The sequence below is a fragment of the Ottowia thiooxydans genome, assembly GCF_040548795.1.
Taxonomy (GTDB): Bacteria; Pseudomonadota; Gammaproteobacteria; order Burkholderiales; family Burkholderiaceae_C; genus Ottowia; species Ottowia thiooxydans_A.
Genome location: NZ_JBEPSH010000013.1, coordinates 72,643 through 93,449 on the forward strand (window position 1 = coordinate 72,643; position 20,807 = coordinate 93,449).

Genomic DNA, 20,807 nt, shown 5'->3' on the forward strand with positions numbered 1-20,807 from the left:
TCATTCGCCGCTGCGGTCGGCAGACCACTGCGCATGTCCAAAGGATGCTTTGCCATCAGCACAAGAGCTCGCCCCTAGAGGGCGTAGCAACTCTGCCGATACCCAGAGTCACGCGTGCGAGCTTCGCGGCAAGCCGGGAGCTGCACCTTAAAACCACATTTGTAGGGAGAAGTTATATGAAGATCAAGGACGTCATTTACTCCGTAGGCCGTTCCGGCTATTTCAACAAGGACCTGGTGGCCGTGAAGGCCCATGGCCGCAACAACGGCAGCTTCGTCGAGGGCGCGCCCATCACCCCGGGCTACAAAGCCATCGTGCAGCCGGGAGCCATACTCTCCGTCATGCTGGTGCTGGAAGACGAAAGCATCGTCGTAGGTGAATGCGCCGATGTGATCTTCTCGGGCGTGGCTGGACGTGACCCCCTGTTTGTGCCCGAACAACACCTGCCCTTCATGGAATCCACGGTGCGCCCCTGGCTTGTCGGGCGTGACGCCAAGACGTTCCGCGCACATGCCAACGAAATTGACAGCATGCAAGCCGATGGGCGCCGCCTGCACACCTCGCTGCGCTATGGCATTACACAAGCCTTGCTGGCCGCAACGGCGCATGCCAATCGGAAGACTGCAGCGGAGATCATTGCCGCTGAATACGGCTCCACGGTAGGCACCAAGCCCGTCGACTTGCTGGCCTCCTGTCACCGAGGCGACAACCTGCAACTCGATCGGGTGATCATGAAGCAAGCGGCTGTACTGCCCCACGCTTCGTTCACCATGGCTGTGGATCTGGGGCCGAACGCCATTGTGCTGACCGAATATGCGCGCTCCATCGTCAAACGCATCAAGGAAGTGGGCGCCCCAGGCTACAAGCCACGCATCCACCTGGACCTCTACGGCACACTGGGCGATCTGTTCGGTGACAACCTCGAAGGCTTGGCCGACTACCTGGCCGGCCTGGAAAAGGATGTCGCGCCTTTCGACCTGTTGATCGAATCCCCCGTGATAGCGCCCACGCAAGCTGAACAGATCGTCATCTTCAAGAAGCTCAAGACTTTGCTGGCCGCCCGTGGCGCCCGGCTGGGTCTGATTGCCGATGAATGGTGCAACACCCTGGAAGATATTCGCTTGTTCATCGAAGCTGGTGCCAGCGACTATGTTCAGATCAAGGCACCTGATCTCGGTGGTATCAACAACACTATCGAAGCCGTGCTGTTCTGCAAGGCCAACGGCATGGGCTGCTGCCTTGGCGGTACGGCCAATGAAACCGATCTTTCCGCGCGCATCACTGCGCAAATGGCGCTGGCCACAGGACCGGACTTCATTCTGTCCAAGCCCGGCATAGGCGCCGACGAAGGCATCATGATCCTGACCAACGAAATGCTGCGCACCCTTGCCATCATCAAGCACCGCGCCTGATAACCTGATACCCAGCCCCTGAACGACCAACCCTACGGAGACAACAATGACTCTTTCACATCTTCTTTCGAAGATTCTGAGCCGGCCCCTAGCCCTCGGCGCGCTCGTCGCGACCGGTGCGCTGATGGCCTCCTTCTCTGGTGCAGCCACGGCTCAGACTCCCAAGCGCGGTGGCACTGCGGTGATGGTGTTGGGTACCGACCCCCTTAGCCTCAGCCCCAATACGACCAACTCCGTGCCCGATGTGGCCGCCAGTTGCCTCATCTATGACGGCCTGGTCCGTTTCAAACCGGGTTTTGAGATCGTGCCCGGCCTGGCGAAGTCCTGGAACATCTCACCCGACGGCCTTGTCTACAAGTTCGAGCTCGAGAACGCCAAGTGGCATGACGGAAAACCCGTGACGTCCGAGGACGTGAAGTTCACGCTCGAAGAAATCAGCAGCAAGTTCGGCCCCCGTTTCAACGCAGCGTCGAAGTTCATTGACAGCATCGAGACGCCTTCGCCACAGAGCGTGACGATCAAGCTCAAAAAGCCTTTTGCGCCGTTCCTGTTCTCGCTGGCGTGCGAACAGAACGCGGCCGTGATGCCAGCCCACGTACTGCGCGGTGCCGATATCCTGCGCAGTCCTGCCATCTTGACGCAACCTGTGGGTAACGGGCCATTCAAGATCTCGGAATGGGTTCGCGGCAGCCATGTCACGCTGACCCGCAATACGGACTACTGGCGCAAGAACGAACCGTATCTTGACCGGGTCGTGCTGAAGATCATGCCCGATGCCGCTTCCCGCGTGCTCGCTTTGCGTGCCGGTGAAGTCGACTACATCGTGCCTGACTACATGCCGCTGAACGCCGTGCAGATGCTTCAAAAGAACCCGCAGTTCCAGATGCGTGAAGTCAGCTACCCAGGCAGCGACATCATCATCCTGAACACCAAGCACCCTGCTCTGTCCAAACCAGAAGTACGCCAGGCCTTGATGGTGGCCATGGACCGCGACTTCATCCACAGCAAGGTCTATTACAACCTGGGTGGTGTGCCAAAAAGCGCGTTCGACACACGCCTGTGGGCCTACAACAAAGCGGTCAACTACGACAAGATGTACAAGTTTGATCCGGCTCGCGCACGCAAGATGCTCGACGACGCAGGTCTCAAGCCTGGCCCCGACGGTAACCGCATGACCATGCGACTGCTGTTTGAAACCGGCCGTCCGGAATGGCTCCCAGCCGCGCAGGCCCTGCAACGCTTCTGGCAAGCCGTCGGCGTGAAAGTGGTGCTGGAAGGTGCCGAACGCCCCGTCATTCTCAAACGCGTCTATTCCGACTACGACTTCGAAGCCACTCTGCAGACCTACACCACACTGGGCGATCCAGCGCTGGGTATTGCACGTACCTACGTGACCGAGTCCATCGTCAAGGGCACGACCTTCAACAACGCGTCTCAATACTCGAACCCAGAGGTCGACCGCCTGTTCGACGCCGGCCGTGACGCTCACCAACAAGCAGATCGCCAACGCGCCTATGACCGCATCCAGGAAATTCTGGCCAAGGACCTGCCTGTACTGAACCTGCACCAGCAGCCACAGTTTGCAGTTGCCAGCACGCGCTTGCAAGGCCTGTGGCAAGCCGCCAACCAGCAGTGGTGGGGTAGCGTGTGGATGAAGTGAAGTCTCGGGCAGAGGCCAGTGACACGTTGAGCGAGCAGCTCGCGCGCTACTGGGCGCAAGCCCGCTATGAAGACCTCCCCGCGGAGGTCATCCACGCAGCCAAGCGTTTTCTGCTGGACACCGTGGCCGCCGGGGCCGCGGGAGGACTCACCGAGGTGGTCGAGTCGGTCGCCAAGGGTGCTCGTGCGGGTTCGGGCAGTGGTACCTCCGTCTTGTGGGGGCGCAGTGACACGCTGGCTCCCGCAGCAGCCGCCCTGGTCAACGGAACGGCCGCTCACGCCCTGGAACTGGATGACTTTGGCGGATGTGGACACTCAGGGGCTGTGGTGATCCCTGCGGTCTGCGCGCTCGCTCCCACGGTCAAGCTCAGTGGCCGCGAGGCCATGGTCGCCATCGCGGCCGGGTATGACCTGGCAGGGCGAGTGCTGGAAGGCAGTGGGGGCTACCGGCCACACAATGAGCGTGGCTGGCATTCAACCGGCACCTGCGGCAGCTTCGGTGCGGCCGCAGCCTCTGCGCGACTGCTTGGACTGGATGCCAGGGAGTTTGCACATGCGCTGGGTATCGCCGGCACCTTTACAGGCGGTACCTGGGCTTTCCTGGCCGACGGTGCGCTCGTCAAGCGTTTCCATCCGGGCAAGGCCGCCGAGACTGGCGTGAGTGCCGCCTTGCTCGCGCAGTCAGGCCTGACAGGACCTGCCCACGTGCTGGATGCGCAGTGGGGTGGTTTCTACAACACCTACGCTCCTGACGTAGCCACGCCGGAGCAGGCGGTGGCGGGACTGGGTACGGATTTCCACATACTCAACTCCGGTATCAAGCCCTATGCCTGCTGCCGTACCATTCATTCGGCAGTCGATGCGATTCTGTCCATCATGGCAGGGGCGCCCGAGGACAGCCGCAGCATTGCCCGGCTTGTAGTGCACGGAAATGCACAAACCAAGCGGCAGTTCGAGCGCACCGACGTACGCAGCCTTCTGGAAGCCCAGTTCAGCATGCCGTACTGCCTGGCAGTGGCGGCCGAAAGCGGGCGCGCGACGCTCGAGCAGTTCCAACCGCTGCGCACCCAGGAACCAGAAATACAGCGCCTGATGGGGCTCACCCATATCCGCACAGACCGCGTTCTGGGCTCCAAGGATTACCCATCACTGGAAGTGGTGTTCCAGGATGGTCGCAGTGAATACCTGGACGTGCCTTTTGCCAAAGGCGCTCCTGAAGCGCCGCTTAGCGACCATGAACTAAGTGACAAGGCAGCAACCCTGCTTGAACCGGTTCTGGGCGAGTCAGCTGCGAAAGCGCTGGCCGATGAGATCTGGTCCCTTGAGAGTTGCGAGGACTTCGGTGCCCTCGTCGCCCGACTGACGCCCAAGACGCAAGAAAGAAGTTGAAGATGCGCCGTTACATCCTCTCCCGCCTGGCCTGGGGAGCACTGATCGTGCTTGCCATTCTGGTGTTGAACTTTCTCATCGTGCACATGGTGCCCGGTGACCCTATCGACGCCTTGCTTGGCGACTTCCCCGTGCCCCCTGGCTACGCAGAGAAGATCAGAGCCGAATTTGGCCTCGACAAGCCCATCCTCACGCAGTTGGGCCTGTACCTCTGGAATCTGATGCAGGGCAACCTGGGCTTCTCGTTTGCCAACCGTATGCCGGTGCTCGATCTCATCCTGGCGCGGCTGGGGCCCACTGTTTTGCTGATGGTGCCTGCACTTTTCTTTGCTGCCGTCGTCGGTGTCGTGCTGGGCGTGACCGCAGCACCGCGCGCCGGATCGGCTCAGGACAGTGCCATCACCGCCCTGTCACTGTTTGGCTACTCGGTTCCGGTGTTCTGGCTAGGCCAGATGCTCGTGATCGTTTTCGCCATCCAACTGGGCTGGCTGCCCGTTCAGGGCATGCGGAGCATGCGAGAGGAGTACACGGGCATCGACCTGGTGCTGAACATCCTTCGCCACCTTGCCATGCCGGCCTTCTGCGTGATGATTTTCTACATCGCGATTGTGGCCCGGGTTGCGCGCGCCAGCGTGTCTGAAGCGTTGCACCACGACTATGTGCTCACAGCCAAGGCCAAGGGACTTTCGCGCCGCACCATCCTCTGGAAGCACGTGTTGCCCAACGCGATGATTCCAGTGATCACTGTGATTGGCTACAACTTCGGGCACTCGCTTACGGGCGCCATTCTGGTGGAAACGGTGTTCGCATGGCCTGGCATCGGCAGCCTGTTCATCACCTCGATCACCAACCGTGACTATCCAGTCCTTCAGGGCATTTTCCTGCTCGCCGCCGTCTCTGTGGTCGTGATCAATATCTTTACCGACCTGTTGTACGCCCTTCTCGACCCACGAGTGAAGACAAGCAATGAAGCCCGCTAACAAGTTCTTCCAGGGCATGGCCCACCATCCGAGCGGCATGATCGCCGGGGTGTTCATCGCCGCACTGGTGCTCATCGCCTTGACGGTGGGATTCTTCCCCAGTCTGGATCCGCATGTCATCAGCAACGATTCATTCGTCGCCCCTTCAGCCGAATTTCTGATTGGCTCCGATGAGTTGGGACGCAGCGTCGCAGCAGGTGTATTGCACGGTGCCAGAGTCTCACTGACCGTTGGATTCTTCGCGGCACTCATGGCCACCGGCCTGGGTATTTTGATCGGCTCGGCTGCGGGCTTCTATGGCGGCTGGTTCGATGTCGTCGTCATGCGCGTGTCCGAGTTCTTCCAGGTGATCCCCAGCTTCATTCTGGCAGCGGTGATCGTGGCCATGACCGGTACAGGCCTGCCGCAGATCATCGCGGTGGTCGGTATGCTCGCATGGCCTCAGGTTGCACGGGTGATGCGGGGCGAAGTGATGCGCGTGAAAGAGCTCGAATTCGTCGATGCCGTGCGTTGTCTGGGCATGAGCGAGCGCCGTGTACTGTTTGGTGAAGTCATTCCCAACGCGGTAGCGCCCGTGCTCGCCGTAGGCACGCTCATCATTGGTCAGGCCATCCTGCTCGAGGCCTCACTCAGCTTTCTGGGCTTGTCCAGCGCCGAACTGGTGAGCTGGGGCCGCATGCTCAATAGCGGCCAGCGCTTCCTGTTCAATGCCTGGTGGCTGTCCTTCTTCCCCGGCATGGCGATCTTCATCACTGTGCTTGCGTTCAACCTGTTCGGTGATGCCGTGGCCGCCGTGCTCAACCCACGCAATGCGAGGTAAGTCCATGTCCAATGAACATCAACCTGACCACGGCGTAGCCAAGAACGGCGCCAAGCCTCTGCTGCAAACAGAAGGACTTCGCGTGGAATACCGCTCTCGCAACGACAGCGTGACGGCCGTGCAGAACGTCTCCATCGTTGTTCGCGAAGGTGAATCCGTCGCTCTGGTAGGTGAATCGGGCTCCGGTAAATCCACGGTGGCCCGGGCCATGCTGGGCCTGCTCCCGGAACGTATTGCCCGCATCGAAGCCGGACGCATCACCATCGACGGCCACGACGTGACCCGCTATTCCAATCGCCAATGGGAAGATATGCGCGGTCATCCCGTGGCCATGGTGTTTCAGGATCCGTTGAGCTACCTGAACCCCGTCATGCGTGTCGGACGGCAAATCGCTGAAAGCGTTGAACGCCACGACAAAGCCACCAAGGACGTACAGGCTCGGGTGGCAGAACTGCTGGAACTGGTGCGGCTGCCGAGCACTGCGGCGCGCTCTTACCCTCACGAGCTTTCAGGGGGGATGCGTCAGCGGGTGCTGCTGGCCATCGCGCTGGGTTGCCGCCCACGCCTGTTGATCGCGGACGAACCGACCACGGCCCTGGATGTCACCACGCAAGCAGAAATCCTGACGCTGCTGCGCGATCTACGCCAACGTCTGGGCATGGCCATGCTGCTTATCAGCCACGATCTTGGGGTGGTGTGGGAAGAATGTGAACGCGTCTACGTGATGTTCCGCAGCCGTATCGTCGAATCAGGCGCGACACAGCAGGTCTTGGCGACCCCAGAACACCCCTACACGCGGGGACTGATACAGGCGGCCCAGGCAGCGCGCAGCGCGGATGGCCGTTTCGCGACCATCGAAGGCGAATATTCCACCGCCCAGGACTAAAGACAGGCATGCCAAATACCAACCCCTCCCATCTGGCGAATGCAGCTGACCCGCTGTTGGTGCTCGACAACGTCAGCAAGAGCTTCAAGTCACCTGGCGGTGGCCTCTTCCATGCCGTCAGATCGGTGAGTCTCACGGTTCATTCTGGAGAGATCGTCGCTCTGGTTGGCGAAAGCGGATCCGGCAAATCCACGCTGGGACGCATCGCCCTCGGTCTATTGCAACCGGACGTGGGCAGCGTCTCGTTTGACCACCAGCGCCTGACGGGTATGCCGCCCGAAGTCTTTCGCGACGTGCGCACGCGAATGCAGCCCATCTTCCAGGATTCGACGGCTGCTTTGAATCCGCGCAAATCGGTTAGAGAGTTGCTGATGCAAGCGCTCTGGAAGCAACCCGGCGAGGGTGAAGCGCGCTGCCTGCGCCTGCTTGAAGACGTAGGCCTTCGGCCCGCCAGCCGCTTCATTGACCGCTATTCGCACGAGCTCAGCGGGGGGCAACGCCAGCGCGTGTCCATTGCGCGTTCGCTGGCCATGGAGCCGCGGCTGATCATTGCGGACGAACCACTCTCGGGTGCTGACGTCTCCATCCGCGGCCAGGTGCTGAACCTCATGTTGGATATCCAGCGCTCCCGCCAGGTCGCCTACCTCATGATCACCCATGACATTTCCATCGCACGGGCCTTTGCCGACCGGGTGGCGGTCATGATGAAGGGCGAGATCGTGGAAATGGGCTCTGCGCAGGAGGTGCTTACCAACCCTCAGCATGCTTATACCCAGCGTCTGGTTGCAGCCGTGCCTGTCCTGGGCAGTGTCTGAGTCAGTCATATCGTGCCGCCCGAGCCCATCTTCCAGCGCTTCGATGTAGCGCAGATACCCGACATGCCCTGGAAGAACAAGGGTGGGCAAACACGGGAAATCGCCACTTGGCCGCCAGGTGCTGATATGGATGGTTTCGACTGGCGAATTTCGATCGCCAGCATTGACGCCGACGGTCCGTTTTCGGTATTCGAAGACGTGGACCGCATCATCACCTTGCTGGACGGCGACGGCGTGCATTTGAGTGGCCGAGGCATAGACCACGACCTTACCATTGCACTTGAGCCGTTTGAGTTCAGCGGAGATGCAAGCATTGACTGCCGCCTGAAAGGCCAGTCGTCTCGCGATTTCAATGTCATGACTCGGCGAAGCCGGCTCAAGGCCGAGCTGCAGGTGATCCGCGGAGCCACTGAGCTGCCTTGCACGCCATACGGCTTGTTGCTTGCGCAAAGCGGCCATTGGCAAGCCGGCGACCAGTCCCTCCTACCCGGACAAGGCTTGTGGTGGGCGTCGGCTCCTGCACAGTGGAGCCTGAAAACCTCCGATCCGAACGCCGCCATGCTGGCGGTGCAATGGCGCGCGGCCCCATAGACATGAACATGCTTTCCTCAGCCACTTCCTCTTCTGCCGATGGCCTGTGGACCGACTTGCAAGGCATCGATGGGCAGCCATGCGCGCTCGTCGTCGAGAAAGGCCTCCTGGCCTGGATCGGCTCTACCCATGCGGTTCCGGAACAATATGCGTCATCCAAGAGGCACGATGGGCGCGGCGCGCTGGTCACCCCCGGCCTGGTGGACTGTCACACCCATCTGGTCTATGGCGGCCAGCGGGCCAACGAATTTGCCATGCGCCTGGCCGGCGCCAGCTACGAAGAGATCGCCAGAGCCGGCGGGGGCATTGTTTCCAGCGTGCGCGCCACGCGAGAAGCCAGCGAAGACGAGCTCTTCAACAGCGCGTCGGCACGATTGCAGCAGCTGTTGAGTGAAGGCGTTTGCGCGATAGAGATCAAATCGGGCTACGGCTTGTCGTTGGAACACGAGCGCAAGCAACTGCGTGTGGCCCGCCGCCTGGCCACTGCGCACAACGTGACCGTGCGCACGACGTTCCTGGGTGCGCACGCCTTGCCACCCGAGTACGCTGGCCGCAGTCAGGCCTACATCGACCTTGTGTGCAATGAAATGATGCCCGCGCTTCATGACGAAGGTCTGGTCGATGCGGTAGACGTATTTTGTGAAAGCATCGCCTTCTCCCTGGCGGAGACGGAGCAGGTTTTTCTAGCCGCGCAAGCCTTGGGTATTCCGGTGAAGCTGCATGCAGAGCAGTTGTCCGACATGGGGGGCGCGGCACTGGCAGCGCGCTTCGGAGCGCTCTCTTGCGACCACATTGAGCACTTGTCTCAAGATGGCATTGACGCCATGGCAGCGGCGGGCACGGTGGCCGTACTTTTACCAGGCGCCTATTACACGCTCCGGGACACCCACCTTCCCCCGATTGAAGCCCTGCGGGCGGCAGGAGTGCCCATGGCCGTCTCAACCGACCACAACCCCGGCACCTCGCCTGCTCTCAGCCTGCTGCTGATGGCGAATATGGCGTGCACGCTTTTCAGGCTGACTGTTCCTGAAGCGATTGCGGGTATCACCACCCATGCGGCACGCGCGCTCGGCTTGCAGCAAACCCACGGGGAGCTCGCCCCAGGCCGGCCTGCCAACTTCGTGCTGTGGAATTTGAAGGACGCTGCAGAGATGGCCTATTGGTTTGGCCAGAAGCCGGTGCGCTGTGTCGTCCGCCACGGGCGTATCGAAGAAGGCGGCGTATGAGCAGTGTGTTTGCAGACGACGCCTTGCTACCCACCGGCTGGGCTCGCCACGTTCTGCTTCGTTGGGACAGCCTGGGCACGCTGGTAGCGGTTCAGACTGACACGACTTGCCCTGATAGCACAGTGCAAGCAAAAGGCCCCGTGCTGCCCGGCCTGCCTAACCTGCATTCCCACGCATTTCAGCGCGGCATGGCGGGCCTTACTGAATACCGCGGCGCTGCGCAAGACAGCTTCTGGAGTTGGCGCACGCTGATGTACCGCTTCGCGAGCCGTCTCGATCCCGCCTTGCTCGAGGACATTGCCTTCGGCCTGTACGTGGAGATGCTGGAGGCTGGCTATACCAGCGTCTGTGAATTCCACTATCTGCATCACGACCGAGACGGAACGCCCTATGCAGACGACGCGGAACTCGCATGGGCTCTTATTCGGGCAGCGCAGCGCGCAGGCATAGGCCTGACGCTTTTGCCGGTGCTCTATCAGGCCAGCGGCTTTGGCGGCAAGTCTCCCAATGACGGGCAACGCCGTTTCATCCGCTCCACTGACAACATGCTCAGGCTGTTGGAGCGCTTGCAGCCATTCAATGGCGCGCAAGGCGTACGCGTGGGACTGGCGCCGCATTCGCTGCGGGCCGTACCGCCGCAAGCGCTGCACGAGGTGGTCTCAGGCCTGCACGCACTCGATGCAACTGCGCCCGTGCACATCCACATCGCCGAGCAAACCCAGGAAGTTGAAGACTGCCTTGCATGGAGTGGCCAGCGCCCCGTGGCGTGGCTGCTCGAACACGCGCCAGTGGACGCTCGCTGGTGCCTGGTGCATGCCACGCACATGGACGCAGGCGAGTACCGTCGCGCCGCCGCCAGCGGCGCTGTGGCGGGTTTGTGTCCCAGTACTGAAGCCAACCTCGGCGACGGTCTGTTCGACTGGCCTGCATGGCAATCTGCAGGGGGTGCGTGGGGCATAGGTTCAGACAGCCATGCCTGCGTCAATGCCGCTGAAGAATTGATGCTGCTGGAGTACGGGCAGCGCCTGGCTACGCGCCGCCGCAATGTCATGGCGACGGCCGCGCATCCGCAGGTCGCCTCCGCCATGCTGCTGGCCGCCGTGGCTGGTGGCGCGCAGGCTGCAGGTCGGCCTGTGGCAGGCCTTGCCGCAGGTCAGCAGGCCGACCTGGTTATTCTGGACGCACAGCACCCGTCCATGGCGGGTTTGCAGGGCCCTGAAATGCTGTCGGCACACGTGTTTGCCAGCCACCGCACCAGTGCCATTGAAAGCGTCTACGTGGCAGGCCAGACCCGCGTGCGCGGCACGCGCCACGAAGCGCATGCCGCCGCCGCCAGAGGCCTTGTGGCCGCCCGTTCCGAGCTCCTGAAGGACAGTCCATGAAATTCTCCACCAACGAACCCCCGTTTCATTTCCGACAAGGAACCAGCCCTTTGCTGGTCTCCATGCCGCACGCGGGTACCCATGTACCGCCAGAACTCGCGGCGCGCTTCACAGCTGAAGCCCGCCATGTACCTGATACAGACTGGCATCTGGAACGTTTGTACGATTTTGCAGAGGCCATGGGTGCTTCCATTCTGGTGGCCACGCATTCGCGCTATGTGATCGATCTGAACCGTCCTCCGGATGGGGCCAGCCTGTACCCTGGCCAAAGCGTGACAGGCCTGTGCCCGATCGACACCTTCGACGACACCCCCATCTACTCCAGCCCTTCTGACCAACCGGACAACGCTGAAGTGGCCGCGCGCCGCGATGCGATCTGGCACCCCTATCACGCCAAGCTCGCCAGCGAATTGGCACGCATCAAGGCACAGCACGGCATTGCCATGTTGTGGGACGCCCATTCGATCCGCTCCGTCCTGCCGCGTTTTTTCGAAGGCAAACTGACCGATCTGAACCTGGGCACCGCCAAGGGCGCCAGCTGTGACCCCACCCTTGCCGATCGGCTGCTGGCGATCGCCAAAGAAGCCACCGGCTACACCAGTGTGCTCAATGGGCGCTTTACCGGTGGGTACATCACGCGTCACCACGGGCGGCCCCACGATGGGCAGCATGCGGTGCAACTGGAGATGACGCAGTGCAGCTACATGCAGGAAACGCTGCCATTCGCTTTTACGCCAGACTTGGCAGCCCAGGTGCAGCCGCACCTTCAGCGCATGCTGCAGGCGGTGCTCGATCATGCGCAGGAAGCTGCTCGTTGACGAGCTTGAACCGTCCTGGACCAGATTGACGTCACTCAGGCACCCCCTATCTCGCCTACTTATGCCCGTCCGAGGCGCCCGATGATCTGATCGGGCGTTCTGCAACTCTGCGGACTGACACGGCCTCTGCCGGTTGTAGGGCTCCATGAGATTGGTCCGCGCCCGTGCGACCTGGTGTTCTTTACCGCTGCCTCCAATGCCTGGCAGACCTGTTGAATTCATCCAGCATTGGAAGAGCTGCATGGAGCCCAAGCCTGAGCCCCCGGTCACCACGTCGGCTATTTCTTCGGACGACTGCACCCTGAACGTCGCTCCTGCTAAAGACGCCACAAATCAACGCGCACAGCCATAGCGTTCAAGTCCGCCGTACTTGGTGTCTCGCGTATCAAGGGATTTGGATGTAGGTGCCAACGGCAACCCTGACACGGCAAGTCGACGCTTTATCGGAGTCTCTCTCTGACTTTCCGTTGCCTGCCTGAACATTTCCCGCTTTGCATAGTAGATAAAACCCTCATTGCAAACCTAAGTTTCGAAACTTTAAAATTGCTCTGTAATTCAATTGAATTGCAATGCAATTTTAAGAAGGTTTTATGTCCATCAGTACGGAGAGTTTGCGAGGCATCATTTGCGCCACAGCGACGCCCTTTGATTCGCAAGGCAAGATCAATCGGGATGCCATCCATGCACACGTTCAATATCTCATTGAAAAGGGCGCTGCAGGCTTAGCGCCCCTTGGTGGCACGGGCGAATACCCCGCGCTATCCCCCCAAGAGCGACAAAATGTGGTGCGCTGGACAGTGGAAGCAGCGAGTGGGCGTATTCCTGTCATCGCGGGCGTTCTGGCAACCGGCTACGAGGACGCCGTCCAATCAGGACTTGCTGCCAGAGACGCCGGAGCGGATGGGCTGATGGTGGTCACGCCCTACTACGCCTTAGGCACCGACGAAGGCGTGCGCGCCTACTTTTCCAACTACAAGGCGGCTTTGCAGCTCCCCATCGTCCTGTATGAGATTCCGCGCCGCACCCAGATCGAATTGCGCGCCGACACCATCGCCCAAATGGCTGAGGATGGGACGATCATCGGCATCAAATACAGTGGGTCCGACTTTGCGAAGTTGACCCGTCTTGTGCAACTGGCCGGCAACAAGCTTGCCGTATTGTCCGGCGAAGAACCTTTGTTCCCCGCACAGATTGCATTGGGTGCCGTTGGAGGTGTCCTGGCACTTTCCAATCTGGACCCTGCCCCGTGGAACCAGATGCAGGCGCTCGTGCAGGCCGGCGACATGCAAGGCGCCATGAAGATCCACCAACGCTACGCCAACTTGGCCGACGCCGTCTATTCCGAGATGAATCCTTCTGGCCTGAAAGCCGCTCTGCAGCTGAAGGGATTTGACTTTGGCCATCCGCGCCTTCCCCTTCTGCCGGCACGCCAGCAAACCATGTCCCGCTTGCAGCAGGCATTTGAACAATTGGGTGAATGAAATGAACATGATCTCCGACATCAAAGCACTCCATCCGCAAAAACGCGTCGCCGACCGCATGGCCATGGTGACCACGTCCAAGATCTATGAAGCGATTGCCAAAGTCGCTGACATGCAAGCCCAGGGGATCAAGGTCGATTCATTGACAGCCGGTGAGCCAGATTTTGATACCCCGGCGCATGTCATCGACGCGGCAATCAAGGCCATGCGCGAAGGGGACACCCACTACACCGCAGTGCGGGGAACCTTGGCGGTGCGCGAAGCCGTGAGGCAGAAGTTCCTGAGGGAGAACGGCCTGTCTTTCAGCGATGACGAAGTCATGGTTGGAAATGGCTCCAAGCAAGTCATCTCCAACGCCCTCGCTGTCACCTTGGAGCCAGGCGACGAAGTGCTCCTGCCCGTTCCGTACTGGGCTGCGTACACAGGGATGGTTTACGCGGCGGGCGGCGTGCCTGCATTTGTGCGCCCCAGCGGCGACCGATTGACCGCGCAAGAACTACGCGCGGCCATGGGCCCGCGTACGCGCTGGTTCATATTGAACACGCCCAGCAATCCTTCGGGCCTGGTCTACACAAAAGACGAACTCCTGGCTCTGGGCGAGGCCCTCCGCGAGCGGCCTGACGTCTTGATCCTCTCTGATGAGATCTACGAGCATCTGCACTACACACCCGAACGCCCAGAGTCCTTGCTGAAACTCTGCCCAGATCTCGCGGGACGCATTCTTGTCGCCAACGGCGTTTCCAAGGCGTTTGCCATGACGGGATGGAGGCTCGGTTTTGCAGCCGGCCCGGCCGACATCATCGAGGCCATGGCCAACCTTCAGGCTCAAACGACCCTCGGCCCAAGCTCCATCAGCCAAGCGGCTACGGTAGCAGCCCTCAACGGCCCACGGGAATCCATCGACAACATGGTCACGGCATACCATCGGCGCCGTGATCTGGTGATGCAAATCGCAAAGAGTCATCCCGGCGTGAAGATCCCGCGACCCGATGGAGCGTTTTACGCCATGCTGGATTTGAATGAAGCGTTCTCGGGCGGCACACGCTTTCGCAAGATCGCAGAACCGGACATGGCTTTCTGTGAATGGCTACTGGCAACCCAACACGTGGCCGCGGTTCCCGGGTCCGTCTTTGGCGCGCCTGGATGGGTCAGGATTTCATTTGCCACCGACGAAAAGACGATCGAGCAAGGCCTGAGCCGGCTTCTGACGGCGGCCGTGCAGAGCTAAAAAATCTTGTTCTCGTGTTCGTTTTAGTGTTCGTGCAAGTCAACTCTGGCCTTTACGGCCTGCAATTTTCATAGGAGATAGAAATGAGCCACATGACCCAAAAAATGTCTGTGCTTTTCAAATGGACTACCGTTCTTGCCTTGACGGCCGGGACAGTTTTTGCCCACGGACAGACCGTGTTGCAGAAGACACGTACAAAAAATGAGATCCGGATTGCAACGACGGACACCCTCAAACCGTGGGGGTTTATGGACGAGGCCAACCAGCCCACCGGATACAACGTAGACGTATCACGTGAGTTGGCCAAGCGCCTGAACATTCCCAAAATCACGTTTGTCGCCGACACCTATAAAAACTTTATCTCTGGCCTGAACTCGGACCGGTACGACATCGTCGTGGCCATCCTTACACCCACGGAAGAACGCCGCAAGTCCGCTGACTTCTCGATTCCGTACATGGTCACCTCCAAGAACCTCTTTGTGCATGCCGACAACGACACCATACGTGGGCCGGAGGACATGAAAGGCAAGCGACTGGCAGTCGCAGGAGGCACATCGGATGAAGCCTGGGCGCGCAAGAATCTGGCGGACTCGAACATCCGCGTCTACGACAACTTCATCCTCGCCTTTCAGGACCTAGGACTCAAACGAGTTGACGCCCGCCTCACTGACCGCATCACAGGCATGACAGCCGCCAGAGAGGGACGCTTCCCGGTCAAGATTGCCGGGCCGAATCTTGACTATGAGATCGGCACCATTGGCTGGAAAAAAGGAGAAGCGGACATGGCTTTGGCTGTGAACAAGGTGGTTCAGGAAATGATCGACGACGGCACCTTGAACCGCATCTCGCGCAAATGGCTCCCCGGCATTGATATGGGAGACGACATCAAGAAGATGCCCAAGGACGCCAAATGATTGACCTGGTGGTCAAGGCAGGCCCGCTGATTCAAGGGGCCTTGGTGATGACGGTGTTTCTCGGCCTCAGCTCAGCGGTCATTGGGACCGGGCTGGGGCTGGTCATCGCGCTGTGTCGTCTGTCCTCCATCAGGCTGCTGCGATGGGTGGCGTTCTCGTTTGTATCGATCTTCTGCGGAACGCCGTTGCTATTGCAACTGTTGCTGATTTACTTCGGCCTGCCTCACTACGGTATTGATCTTGCCCCCGTGCCCACAGCCATCCTGGCCCTCTCCCTGTGCGCGGGCGCCTACATCTCGGAGAATTTCCGCTCGGGCATTCTCGGGGTTGACAAGGGACAAATTGAAGCAGCGCAGTCCATTGGCATGGGACCGGTTCGCACGTTGTTTCGCATTGTGCTGCCCCAGGCAGTTCGGATAGCCGCCCCTAGCCTGGGAACGCGTTACATCGCATTGATGAAAGACACGTCCTTGGCATCGACCATCACCGTGGTGGAACTTACCAAAGTCGCTGAGCAAATTGGCTCCAATACCTTCCGATATATGGAAATGTTCATCATCGCCGGCGTTCTGTATTGGTTGATCAATCAGGTTCTGACCTTCTTCCAGCTCTGGGTTGAAAGTCGCTTGAGCAAGGGAATCAAATGAGTCAGCAAGAAGCCAGCCAAGCTGTGGTTCAGGTTGAAGGACTTTACAAGGCCTTTGGAACGAATGCAGTATTGAAAGGAGTTTGTGTCACCATTGGGCGTGGTGAAGTCGTCGTGGTCATGGGGCCATCGGGTTCTGGAAAAACGACGTTCGTGCGCAGTCTCAACTTCCTTGAGGTTCCAGACAAGGGCGACATCACCATCTGCGGCACTCATGTGTCAGTGCAAAACGGCGCAGCGGGACTCAAGCGCGCTCAACACAAGCAGGTGAGAGACATACGGCGCAAGACGGCCATGGTGTTCCAGTCCTTCAACTTGTTTGCGCACATGACCGCCCTGAAAAACATCATCGAGGGTCCTGTCCAGATCAAGGGCGTGCGCAGGGAAGATGCCATCGTTCAAGCGCGCGCCTTATTGAGCCAGGTGGGCCTGGCTGAAAAAGAGAATGAGTATCCGAGTCGACTTTCAGGAGGTCAGAAGCAACGGGTGGCCATCGCGCGCGCCTTGGCCATGAATCCAGACGTCATTCTGTTCGACGAACCGACCTCTGCACTGGACCCCGAACTTCGGGACGAAGTTCTGACGGTCATGCGCAAGCTCGCCGAAGGGGGGATGACCATGATCATCGTCACGCACGAAGTCCGGTTTGCCCGTGAGGTCGCTGATCGCGTGATTTTCATGGAAGGTGGCGTCATCGTCGAAGATGCATCGTCGGAGAACTTTTTCAACCAGCCATCGAACGATCGCATCCGGCAGTTTCTCAGGCGGGTTGAATGATGGATACGAATCAATCGGAATGGACCTCAAATCCTTTGGTTGAGGCTGTGCGACGCGAAGCCGGCGATTTGATGCGGACCATCCGCCACGACTTGCACGCCCACCCGGAGCTGAGCTTCGAAGAACACCGCACCGCGGCGAAAGTCCGCGAGCTGCTGAAGACCTGGGGAATTCCGATGCTTGACGGGCTGGGTGACACCACCGTCGTCGGTGTCCTGCGATCTGGAACCGGGACGGCAGCGATCGGACTCAGGGCCGACATGGATGCATTGCCCATCATGGAGACCAACACGTTCGAGCATGCATCACGCCATCCAGGACGCATGCACGCCTGCGGGCATGACGGCCATACAACCATGCTTCTGGGTGCCGCTCTTTATCTTAATCAGCACCGGGATTTCGACGGAACCGTCTATCTCATCTTCCAGCCAGCGGAAGAGAATGGACGCGGCGCGCGCGCCGCGATCGATGCCGGGCTGTTTCGGGACCACCCGATGCAAGCCGTATTCGGCATGCACAATTGGCCGGGCCTGGCCGCCGGTCAGTTCGCATTGACGTCAGGCCCTATCATGGCATCGTCTTCACGGGTCAAGGTGACCTACCGGGGCAAGGGTGGTCATGCGGCCCTGCCTGAGCAAACCTCTGATCCAGTCGCTGCGGTCGCTACCCTCTACCAGGCGCTGCAGACGGTAGTTAGCCGAAACACGGCTGCACAAGACAGCGTTGTACTTTCCATTACCCAGCTTCAAGGCAGTGACAATCATTGCGTCATACCCGAGCAGGCTTGGCTGGGAGGGTCGTTGCGCACGCTCTCTCCCCAAGTGCTCGAGAGGACTTGTGCTCGAATTCAAGAGTTAGCCCAAGGCATTGCCGCTGCTTTCTCATGCACCGCACAGGTCGACATTGAGCATACCGTCCCGGCGACGATCAACGACACACATGCCACATCACTTTGCCGGGACACGATCCTGAGCTGGTTAGGTCCGAAATGGTTGATCGACGATTTCACTCCGACGATGGGCGCGGAGGATTTTGCATTTATGCTTCAAGCTGTTCCTGGCTGCTATTTGATGCTAGGCAATGGCCTTGGGCAGGCAGGTGACGCCAAGACAGTCTGCGGGCTCCACAACCCTGCCTACGACTTCAATGATGAAGTTGCACCTGTCGGTGCGGCCTACTGGGTCAGCCTGGTCAACAACTGCATGCCCCTGGCCACTCCCAGTGCATAGCAACCGCGAGCGGCGCACCACATCGCCCACCATGAATCAGAAGAAATCGCACCACATATCCGGAGATCTGTACGTATGACAAAGAAGACGAGCCCTGATGCGGACAGAGATCCCCTTTTCGTCAACAGCGTCGCCAAGGCTTTTCAGTTGCTGGAGATTTTCGACAAGGCCCGGCCTTCCGCCAGTTTCTCGCAAGCCGCTCGAGAACTGGGAATGGAAAAAAGCGCAGCCCAGCGCGCGGCCCACACCTTGTGGCGGCTAGGGTACTTGGACAAAGTGGGCCGAGATGGTGAATACAGGCTGTCGCGCCGCTGCCTCGATATGGGCCAGCGTTATCTCGAAGCCAACAGGCTCATTGCCTCCGCAAGCCCCTTCCTTAAATTCCTGCGGCGCAAAACAAGCGCCTCGGTCAATCTGGCCATGCTGGACGGCACCGACACCGTGTTCCCCGTCCGCTACACGAGCCTGGAAATGCTAGGCAATGATCTGGGCGAACGCCCCCGGCTTCCGGCGTACTGCACGGCCACAGGCATCGCCATCCTGGCTGCCATGCCGGACGAAAAGGTTCAGGAAGTTCTCAACAAGTCCGAACTTAAGCCCTTGATGCCCAAGAGTATCTGGCAGATGGACAAGATCCTTGAACGAATCGCGAAGACCAGGGAAGACGGGTATGCGCTGGGCGTCGAAGAGGACTTCGCAAGTGACATCACTGTCGCTTGCTCGATTCGGGATGCTCATACCAATGACGTTGCGGCGTTGGGCGTCTCTTATTCAAGCGAAGCCATGACCGTAGAGTCCATCTTGAAGGACTGGAGCCCCCTGATTGTTTCCGTCGCTCGGGAAATCAACACACGTTTGGCAGAAGGGGCGTTCGGCCTCGATGCGTGAGCCCACTGCGGCGCGCCCCATTTTTGTACGGCCTGGCCTCTCCTGGTAAGAGGCCTGCTGAATTAGGCCCGAAGGAGGCAAGTCCTTGCTTTGTCAGCTTTCAGCTTAGACTGCTTTCATCCGTAGATTTTTCAGGAAGCGTCTTATGAAAAAACGTGTCATCTTCGTGACCTTGGCATGGATAGCTGCAACGGCCTCCCCGTTGGCTCAAAGCCAGATGCTGGATGCGCTCAAGGACAGGCTGAACCAGTCCAACGCGACGTCCGGCACCGGTGGAGACGGCGCCAAAGCAGGTGGCGCAGCCGCTTTGGCGAGCGGGTTGGGCTTGTCCATGCCAAGTATTGGCAGCAGCGCCATGGGCAACGCCGCCGGGATTTTGCAATACTGCATCAAGAATAATTATCTGAGCGCTGATGCTGCCAGTGGCGTCAAAGACAAGTTGCTCGGCATGGTCACAGGCCAACAACCCCAGAAATCGGGCTATGAGACCGGAGTCAAAGGCTTGTTGCAAGGCAGCGACGGTAAATCTCTGAGTCTCGACAAGGTGGGCAGCCAGATCAAGACCAAGGCCTGCGACTACGTGCTGGCCCATGCCAAATCACTGATCTAAGGCGTGGTCAACTCACGCCAACGTTGAAAATGCAAAAAGCCGGTCAGAGACCGGCTTTTTGTTTGGAAGGTGTCGGGTGTGTAAACCGCGGCTTACTTGACCGAATCCACCATGTACTGAACTGCGGCCCGGAAGTCTGCGTCCGACGCAGTGACTGCACCACCTTTGGGAGGCATGGCGCCTTTGCCCGTGGTAGCGATCTTCAGCACCTCTTCAAAGCCGACCGTCAGGCGGGGCGCCCAAGCCGCTTTGTCACCAAACTTGGGGGCACCGGCCACGCCTGCGCCGTGGCAAACCACGCAAGCGCTGTCATACAAAGCCTTGCCCGCGCCTGCAGACGCTGCGGCAGGAGCTGCCGGGGCTGCTGCCGCTGGAGCCGCTGCCGCCACGGTTTCGGCCGCGGGTGCAGGGGTTGCTGCCGGTGCTGCTGCAGCGGCTTGTGGTGCTGCTTCAGAGGCTGCTGCACTGGCAGCAGCAGCGGGAGCTGCTGGTTCAGCAAACTTGGCGCCAGCGGCGTTGGCCATGTAAGCCACGGCACGACCAATTTCCACATCAGTGAAGTTGCCGCCGCCCTGTGGTGCCATGCCGCCTTTACCAGCGAGGGCAGAGTGCAAGAGCTTGTCAAAGCCAGTGGCAATGCGAGAAGCCCACTGCCCCACGTCCTGGAACTTGGGCGCACCGGCCAGGCCCGCAGCATGACAAGCCGCGCATTGAGCCTTGTAGACCTCTTCGCCGCCGGCCAATGGCCGGTTGGCATCGCGGATCTCCACGGTGCCGATCTTCTGAATACGTTGGGCGACCGCGCGTTCAGTATCCGTGGCTCCAGGCGACAACTTGTTCGCCGAGGTAACGTAGTAAACGAGGCCGATGATGATGAACACCGGAATCACGAATGCCGCGAAACTAATCCAGAATAACTGCTTAGGCGTTTTGACCGGGCCTGTATGTGCTTCCTCGTGCATGTTGTCGCTCATGGCGTCCTCGGGGGGGATCGTGGTGATTTTCTGTTGCGGAGCACGCGCGTCGTCATGCACGGCCACGCTGCAAGCCTATGAT

The 20,807-nt window shown here is 59.8% G+C and carries 20 protein-coding genes; 19 read left to right on the forward strand and 1 reads right to left on the reverse strand.

Going from position 1 to position 20,807, the window contains the following annotated elements; translation table 11 throughout:
• The first annotated feature begins 176 nt into the window (after nt 1-176).
• The 19 genes from ABIE13_RS25080 (at nt 177) to ABIE13_RS25170 (ending at nt 19,751) form a co-directional block, all read left to right on the forward strand.
• Nucleotides 177-1,412: a methylaspartate ammonia-lyase gene (locus tag ABIE13_RS25080; protein ID WP_354448611.1), complete on the forward strand. Its 1,236-nt coding sequence runs from the start codon at nt 177-179 to the stop codon at nt 1,410-1,412.
• Between the two features lie 46 nt (nt 1,413-1,458).
• Nucleotides 1,459-3,072: an ABC transporter substrate-binding protein gene (locus ABIE13_RS25085; RefSeq protein ID WP_354448613.1), complete on the forward strand. Its 1,614-nt coding sequence runs from the start codon at nt 1,459-1,461 to the stop codon at nt 3,070-3,072.
• Nucleotides 3,060-4,460, forward strand: a complete 1,401-nt coding sequence (locus ABIE13_RS25090) for an MmgE/PrpD family protein (protein WP_354448615.1) — start codon at nt 3,060-3,062, stop codon at nt 4,458-4,460. The genes ABIE13_RS25085 and ABIE13_RS25090 overlap by 13 nt, the downstream gene beginning before the upstream one ends.
• A 2-nt stretch (nt 4,461-4,462) precedes the next feature.
• Nucleotides 4,463-5,440 (forward strand): ABC transporter permease, encoded by a 978-nt coding sequence (locus tag ABIE13_RS25095; RefSeq protein ID WP_354448617.1) that lies wholly within the window; start codon nt 4,463-4,465, stop codon nt 5,438-5,440.
• Complete coding sequence (locus tag ABIE13_RS25100; RefSeq protein ID WP_354448619.1) at nt 5,427-6,260, forward strand: ABC transporter permease; 834 nt, start codon at nt 5,427-5,429, stop codon at nt 6,258-6,260. The genes ABIE13_RS25095 and ABIE13_RS25100 overlap by 14 nt, the downstream gene beginning before the upstream one ends.
• Nucleotides 6,261-6,264: 4 nt before the next feature.
• Nucleotides 6,265-7,146: an ABC transporter ATP-binding protein gene (locus tag ABIE13_RS25105; protein ID WP_354448621.1), complete on the forward strand. Its 882-nt coding sequence runs from the start codon at nt 6,265-6,267 to the stop codon at nt 7,144-7,146.
• 8 nt (nt 7,147-7,154) lie between these two features.
• A complete protein-coding gene (locus ABIE13_RS25110) occupies nt 7,155-7,961 on the forward strand; it encodes an ABC transporter ATP-binding protein (RefSeq protein WP_354448623.1) in 807 nt (268 codons plus the stop codon).
• A 12-nt stretch (nt 7,962-7,973) separates the two neighbouring features.
• A complete protein-coding gene (locus tag ABIE13_RS25115; protein WP_354448625.1) occupies nt 7,974-8,552 on the forward strand; it encodes a HutD/Ves family protein in 579 nt (192 codons plus the stop codon).
• A gap of 2 nt (nt 8,553-8,554) precedes the next feature.
• The gene (gene hutI, locus ABIE13_RS25120; RefSeq protein WP_436278482.1) at nt 8,555-9,778 is read left to right on the forward strand and encodes an imidazolonepropionase; all 1,224 of its coding nucleotides are present in this window, start codon (nt 8,555-8,557) and stop codon (nt 9,776-9,778) included.
• Nucleotides 9,775-11,160 carry a formimidoylglutamate deiminase gene (locus ABIE13_RS25125; RefSeq protein WP_354448627.1) on the forward strand — a complete coding sequence of 462 codons (1,386 nt, stop codon included), beginning with the start codon at nt 9,775-9,777 and terminating at the stop codon, nt 11,158-11,160. Before hutI ends, ABIE13_RS25125 begins: the two co-directional genes overlap by 4 nt.
• Nucleotides 11,157-11,978, forward strand: a complete 822-nt coding sequence (gene hutG / locus ABIE13_RS25130; RefSeq protein ID WP_354448629.1) for an N-formylglutamate deformylase — start codon at nt 11,157-11,159, stop codon at nt 11,976-11,978. The genes ABIE13_RS25125 and hutG overlap by 4 nt, the downstream gene beginning before the upstream one ends.
• Nucleotides 11,979-12,568: 590 nt before the next feature.
• Nucleotides 12,569-13,459, forward strand: a complete 891-nt coding sequence (gene dapA / locus ABIE13_RS25135) for a 4-hydroxy-tetrahydrodipicolinate synthase (protein ID WP_354448631.1) — start codon at nt 12,569-12,571, stop codon at nt 13,457-13,459.
• A 1-nt stretch (nt 13,460) separates the two neighbouring features.
• A complete protein-coding gene (locus ABIE13_RS25140) occupies nt 13,461-14,687 on the forward strand; it encodes a pyridoxal phosphate-dependent aminotransferase (protein ID WP_354448633.1) in 1,227 nt (408 codons plus the stop codon).
• A gap of 83 nt (nt 14,688-14,770) precedes the next feature.
• A complete protein-coding gene (locus ABIE13_RS25145; protein ID WP_354448635.1) occupies nt 14,771-15,601 on the forward strand; it encodes a transporter substrate-binding domain-containing protein in 831 nt (276 codons plus the stop codon).
• A complete protein-coding gene (locus ABIE13_RS25150; RefSeq protein ID WP_354448637.1) occupies nt 15,598-16,248 on the forward strand; it encodes an amino acid ABC transporter permease in 651 nt (216 codons plus the stop codon). Before ABIE13_RS25145 ends, ABIE13_RS25150 begins: the two co-directional genes overlap by 4 nt.
• Nucleotides 16,245-17,024: an amino acid ABC transporter ATP-binding protein gene (locus ABIE13_RS25155; RefSeq protein WP_354448639.1), complete on the forward strand. Its 780-nt coding sequence runs from the start codon at nt 16,245-16,247 to the stop codon at nt 17,022-17,024. The genes ABIE13_RS25150 and ABIE13_RS25155 overlap by 4 nt, the downstream gene beginning before the upstream one ends.
• Entirely contained in the window at nt 17,021-18,253 is a 1,233-nt protein-coding gene (locus ABIE13_RS25160; protein WP_354448641.1) for a M20 aminoacylase family protein, read from the forward strand. The genes ABIE13_RS25155 and ABIE13_RS25160 overlap by 4 nt, the downstream gene beginning before the upstream one ends.
• 75 nt (nt 18,254-18,328) lie before the next feature.
• Nucleotides 18,329-19,141, forward strand: a complete 813-nt coding sequence (locus ABIE13_RS25165; RefSeq protein ID WP_354448643.1) for an IclR family transcriptional regulator — start codon at nt 18,329-18,331, stop codon at nt 19,139-19,141.
• A 145-nt stretch (nt 19,142-19,286) separates the two neighbouring features.
• The gene (locus ABIE13_RS25170) at nt 19,287-19,751 is read left to right on the forward strand and encodes a DUF2501 domain-containing protein (protein WP_354448645.1); all 465 of its coding nucleotides are present in this window, start codon (nt 19,287-19,289) and stop codon (nt 19,749-19,751) included.
• 92 nt (nt 19,752-19,843) lie between these two features.
• On the opposite strand, the gene ABIE13_RS25175 is transcribed toward ABIE13_RS25170, so the two are convergent.
• Complete coding sequence (locus tag ABIE13_RS25175; protein ID WP_354448647.1) at nt 19,844-20,725, reverse strand: c-type cytochrome; 882 nt, start codon at nt 20,723-20,725, stop codon at nt 19,844-19,846.
• Between the last annotated feature and the right edge of the window lie 82 nt (nt 20,726-20,807).

Coding starts and splice junctions, on each gene's coding strand:
- ABIE13_RS25165 (WP_354448643.1), top strand. CDS start 18,329: ATGACAAAGAAGACGAGCCCTGATGCGGACAGAGATCCCCTTTTCGTC.
- ABIE13_RS25160 (WP_354448641.1), top strand. CDS start 17,021: ATGATGGATACGAATCAATCGGAATGGACCTCAAATCCTTTGGTTGAG.
- ABIE13_RS25085 (WP_354448613.1), top strand. CDS start 1,459: ATGACTCTTTCACATCTTCTTTCGAAGATTCTGAGCCGGCCCCTAGCC.
- ABIE13_RS25170 (WP_354448645.1), top strand. CDS start 19,287: ATGAAAAAACGTGTCATCTTCGTGACCTTGGCATGGATAGCTGCAACG.
- ABIE13_RS25095 (WP_354448617.1), top strand. CDS start 4,463: ATGCGCCGTTACATCCTCTCCCGCCTGGCCTGGGGAGCACTGATCGTG.
- hutI (WP_436278482.1), top strand. CDS start 8,555: ATGAACATGCTTTCCTCAGCCACTTCCTCTTCTGCCGATGGCCTGTGG.
- ABIE13_RS25125 (WP_354448627.1), top strand. CDS start 9,775: ATGAGCAGTGTGTTTGCAGACGACGCCTTGCTACCCACCGGCTGGGCT.
- ABIE13_RS25080 (WP_354448611.1), top strand. CDS start 177: ATGAAGATCAAGGACGTCATTTACTCCGTAGGCCGTTCCGGCTATTTC.
- ABIE13_RS25155 (WP_354448639.1), top strand. CDS start 16,245: ATGAGTCAGCAAGAAGCCAGCCAAGCTGTGGTTCAGGTTGAAGGACTT.
- ABIE13_RS25175 (WP_354448647.1), bottom strand. CDS start 20,725: ATGAGCGACAACATGCACGAGGAAGCACATACAGGCCCGGTCAAAACG.
- ABIE13_RS25140 (WP_354448633.1), top strand. CDS start 13,461: ATGAACATGATCTCCGACATCAAAGCACTCCATCCGCAAAAACGCGTC.
- ABIE13_RS25100 (WP_354448619.1), top strand. CDS start 5,427: ATGAAGCCCGCTAACAAGTTCTTCCAGGGCATGGCCCACCATCCGAGC.
- ABIE13_RS25150 (WP_354448637.1), top strand. CDS start 15,598: ATGATTGACCTGGTGGTCAAGGCAGGCCCGCTGATTCAAGGGGCCTTG.
- dapA (WP_354448631.1), top strand. CDS start 12,569: ATGTCCATCAGTACGGAGAGTTTGCGAGGCATCATTTGCGCCACAGCG.
- ABIE13_RS25110 (WP_354448623.1), top strand. CDS start 7,155: ATGCCAAATACCAACCCCTCCCATCTGGCGAATGCAGCTGACCCGCTG.
- ABIE13_RS25145 (WP_354448635.1), top strand. CDS start 14,771: ATGAGCCACATGACCCAAAAAATGTCTGTGCTTTTCAAATGGACTACC.
- ABIE13_RS25105 (WP_354448621.1), top strand. CDS start 6,265: ATGTCCAATGAACATCAACCTGACCACGGCGTAGCCAAGAACGGCGCC.
- hutG (WP_354448629.1), top strand. CDS start 11,157: ATGAAATTCTCCACCAACGAACCCCCGTTTCATTTCCGACAAGGAACC.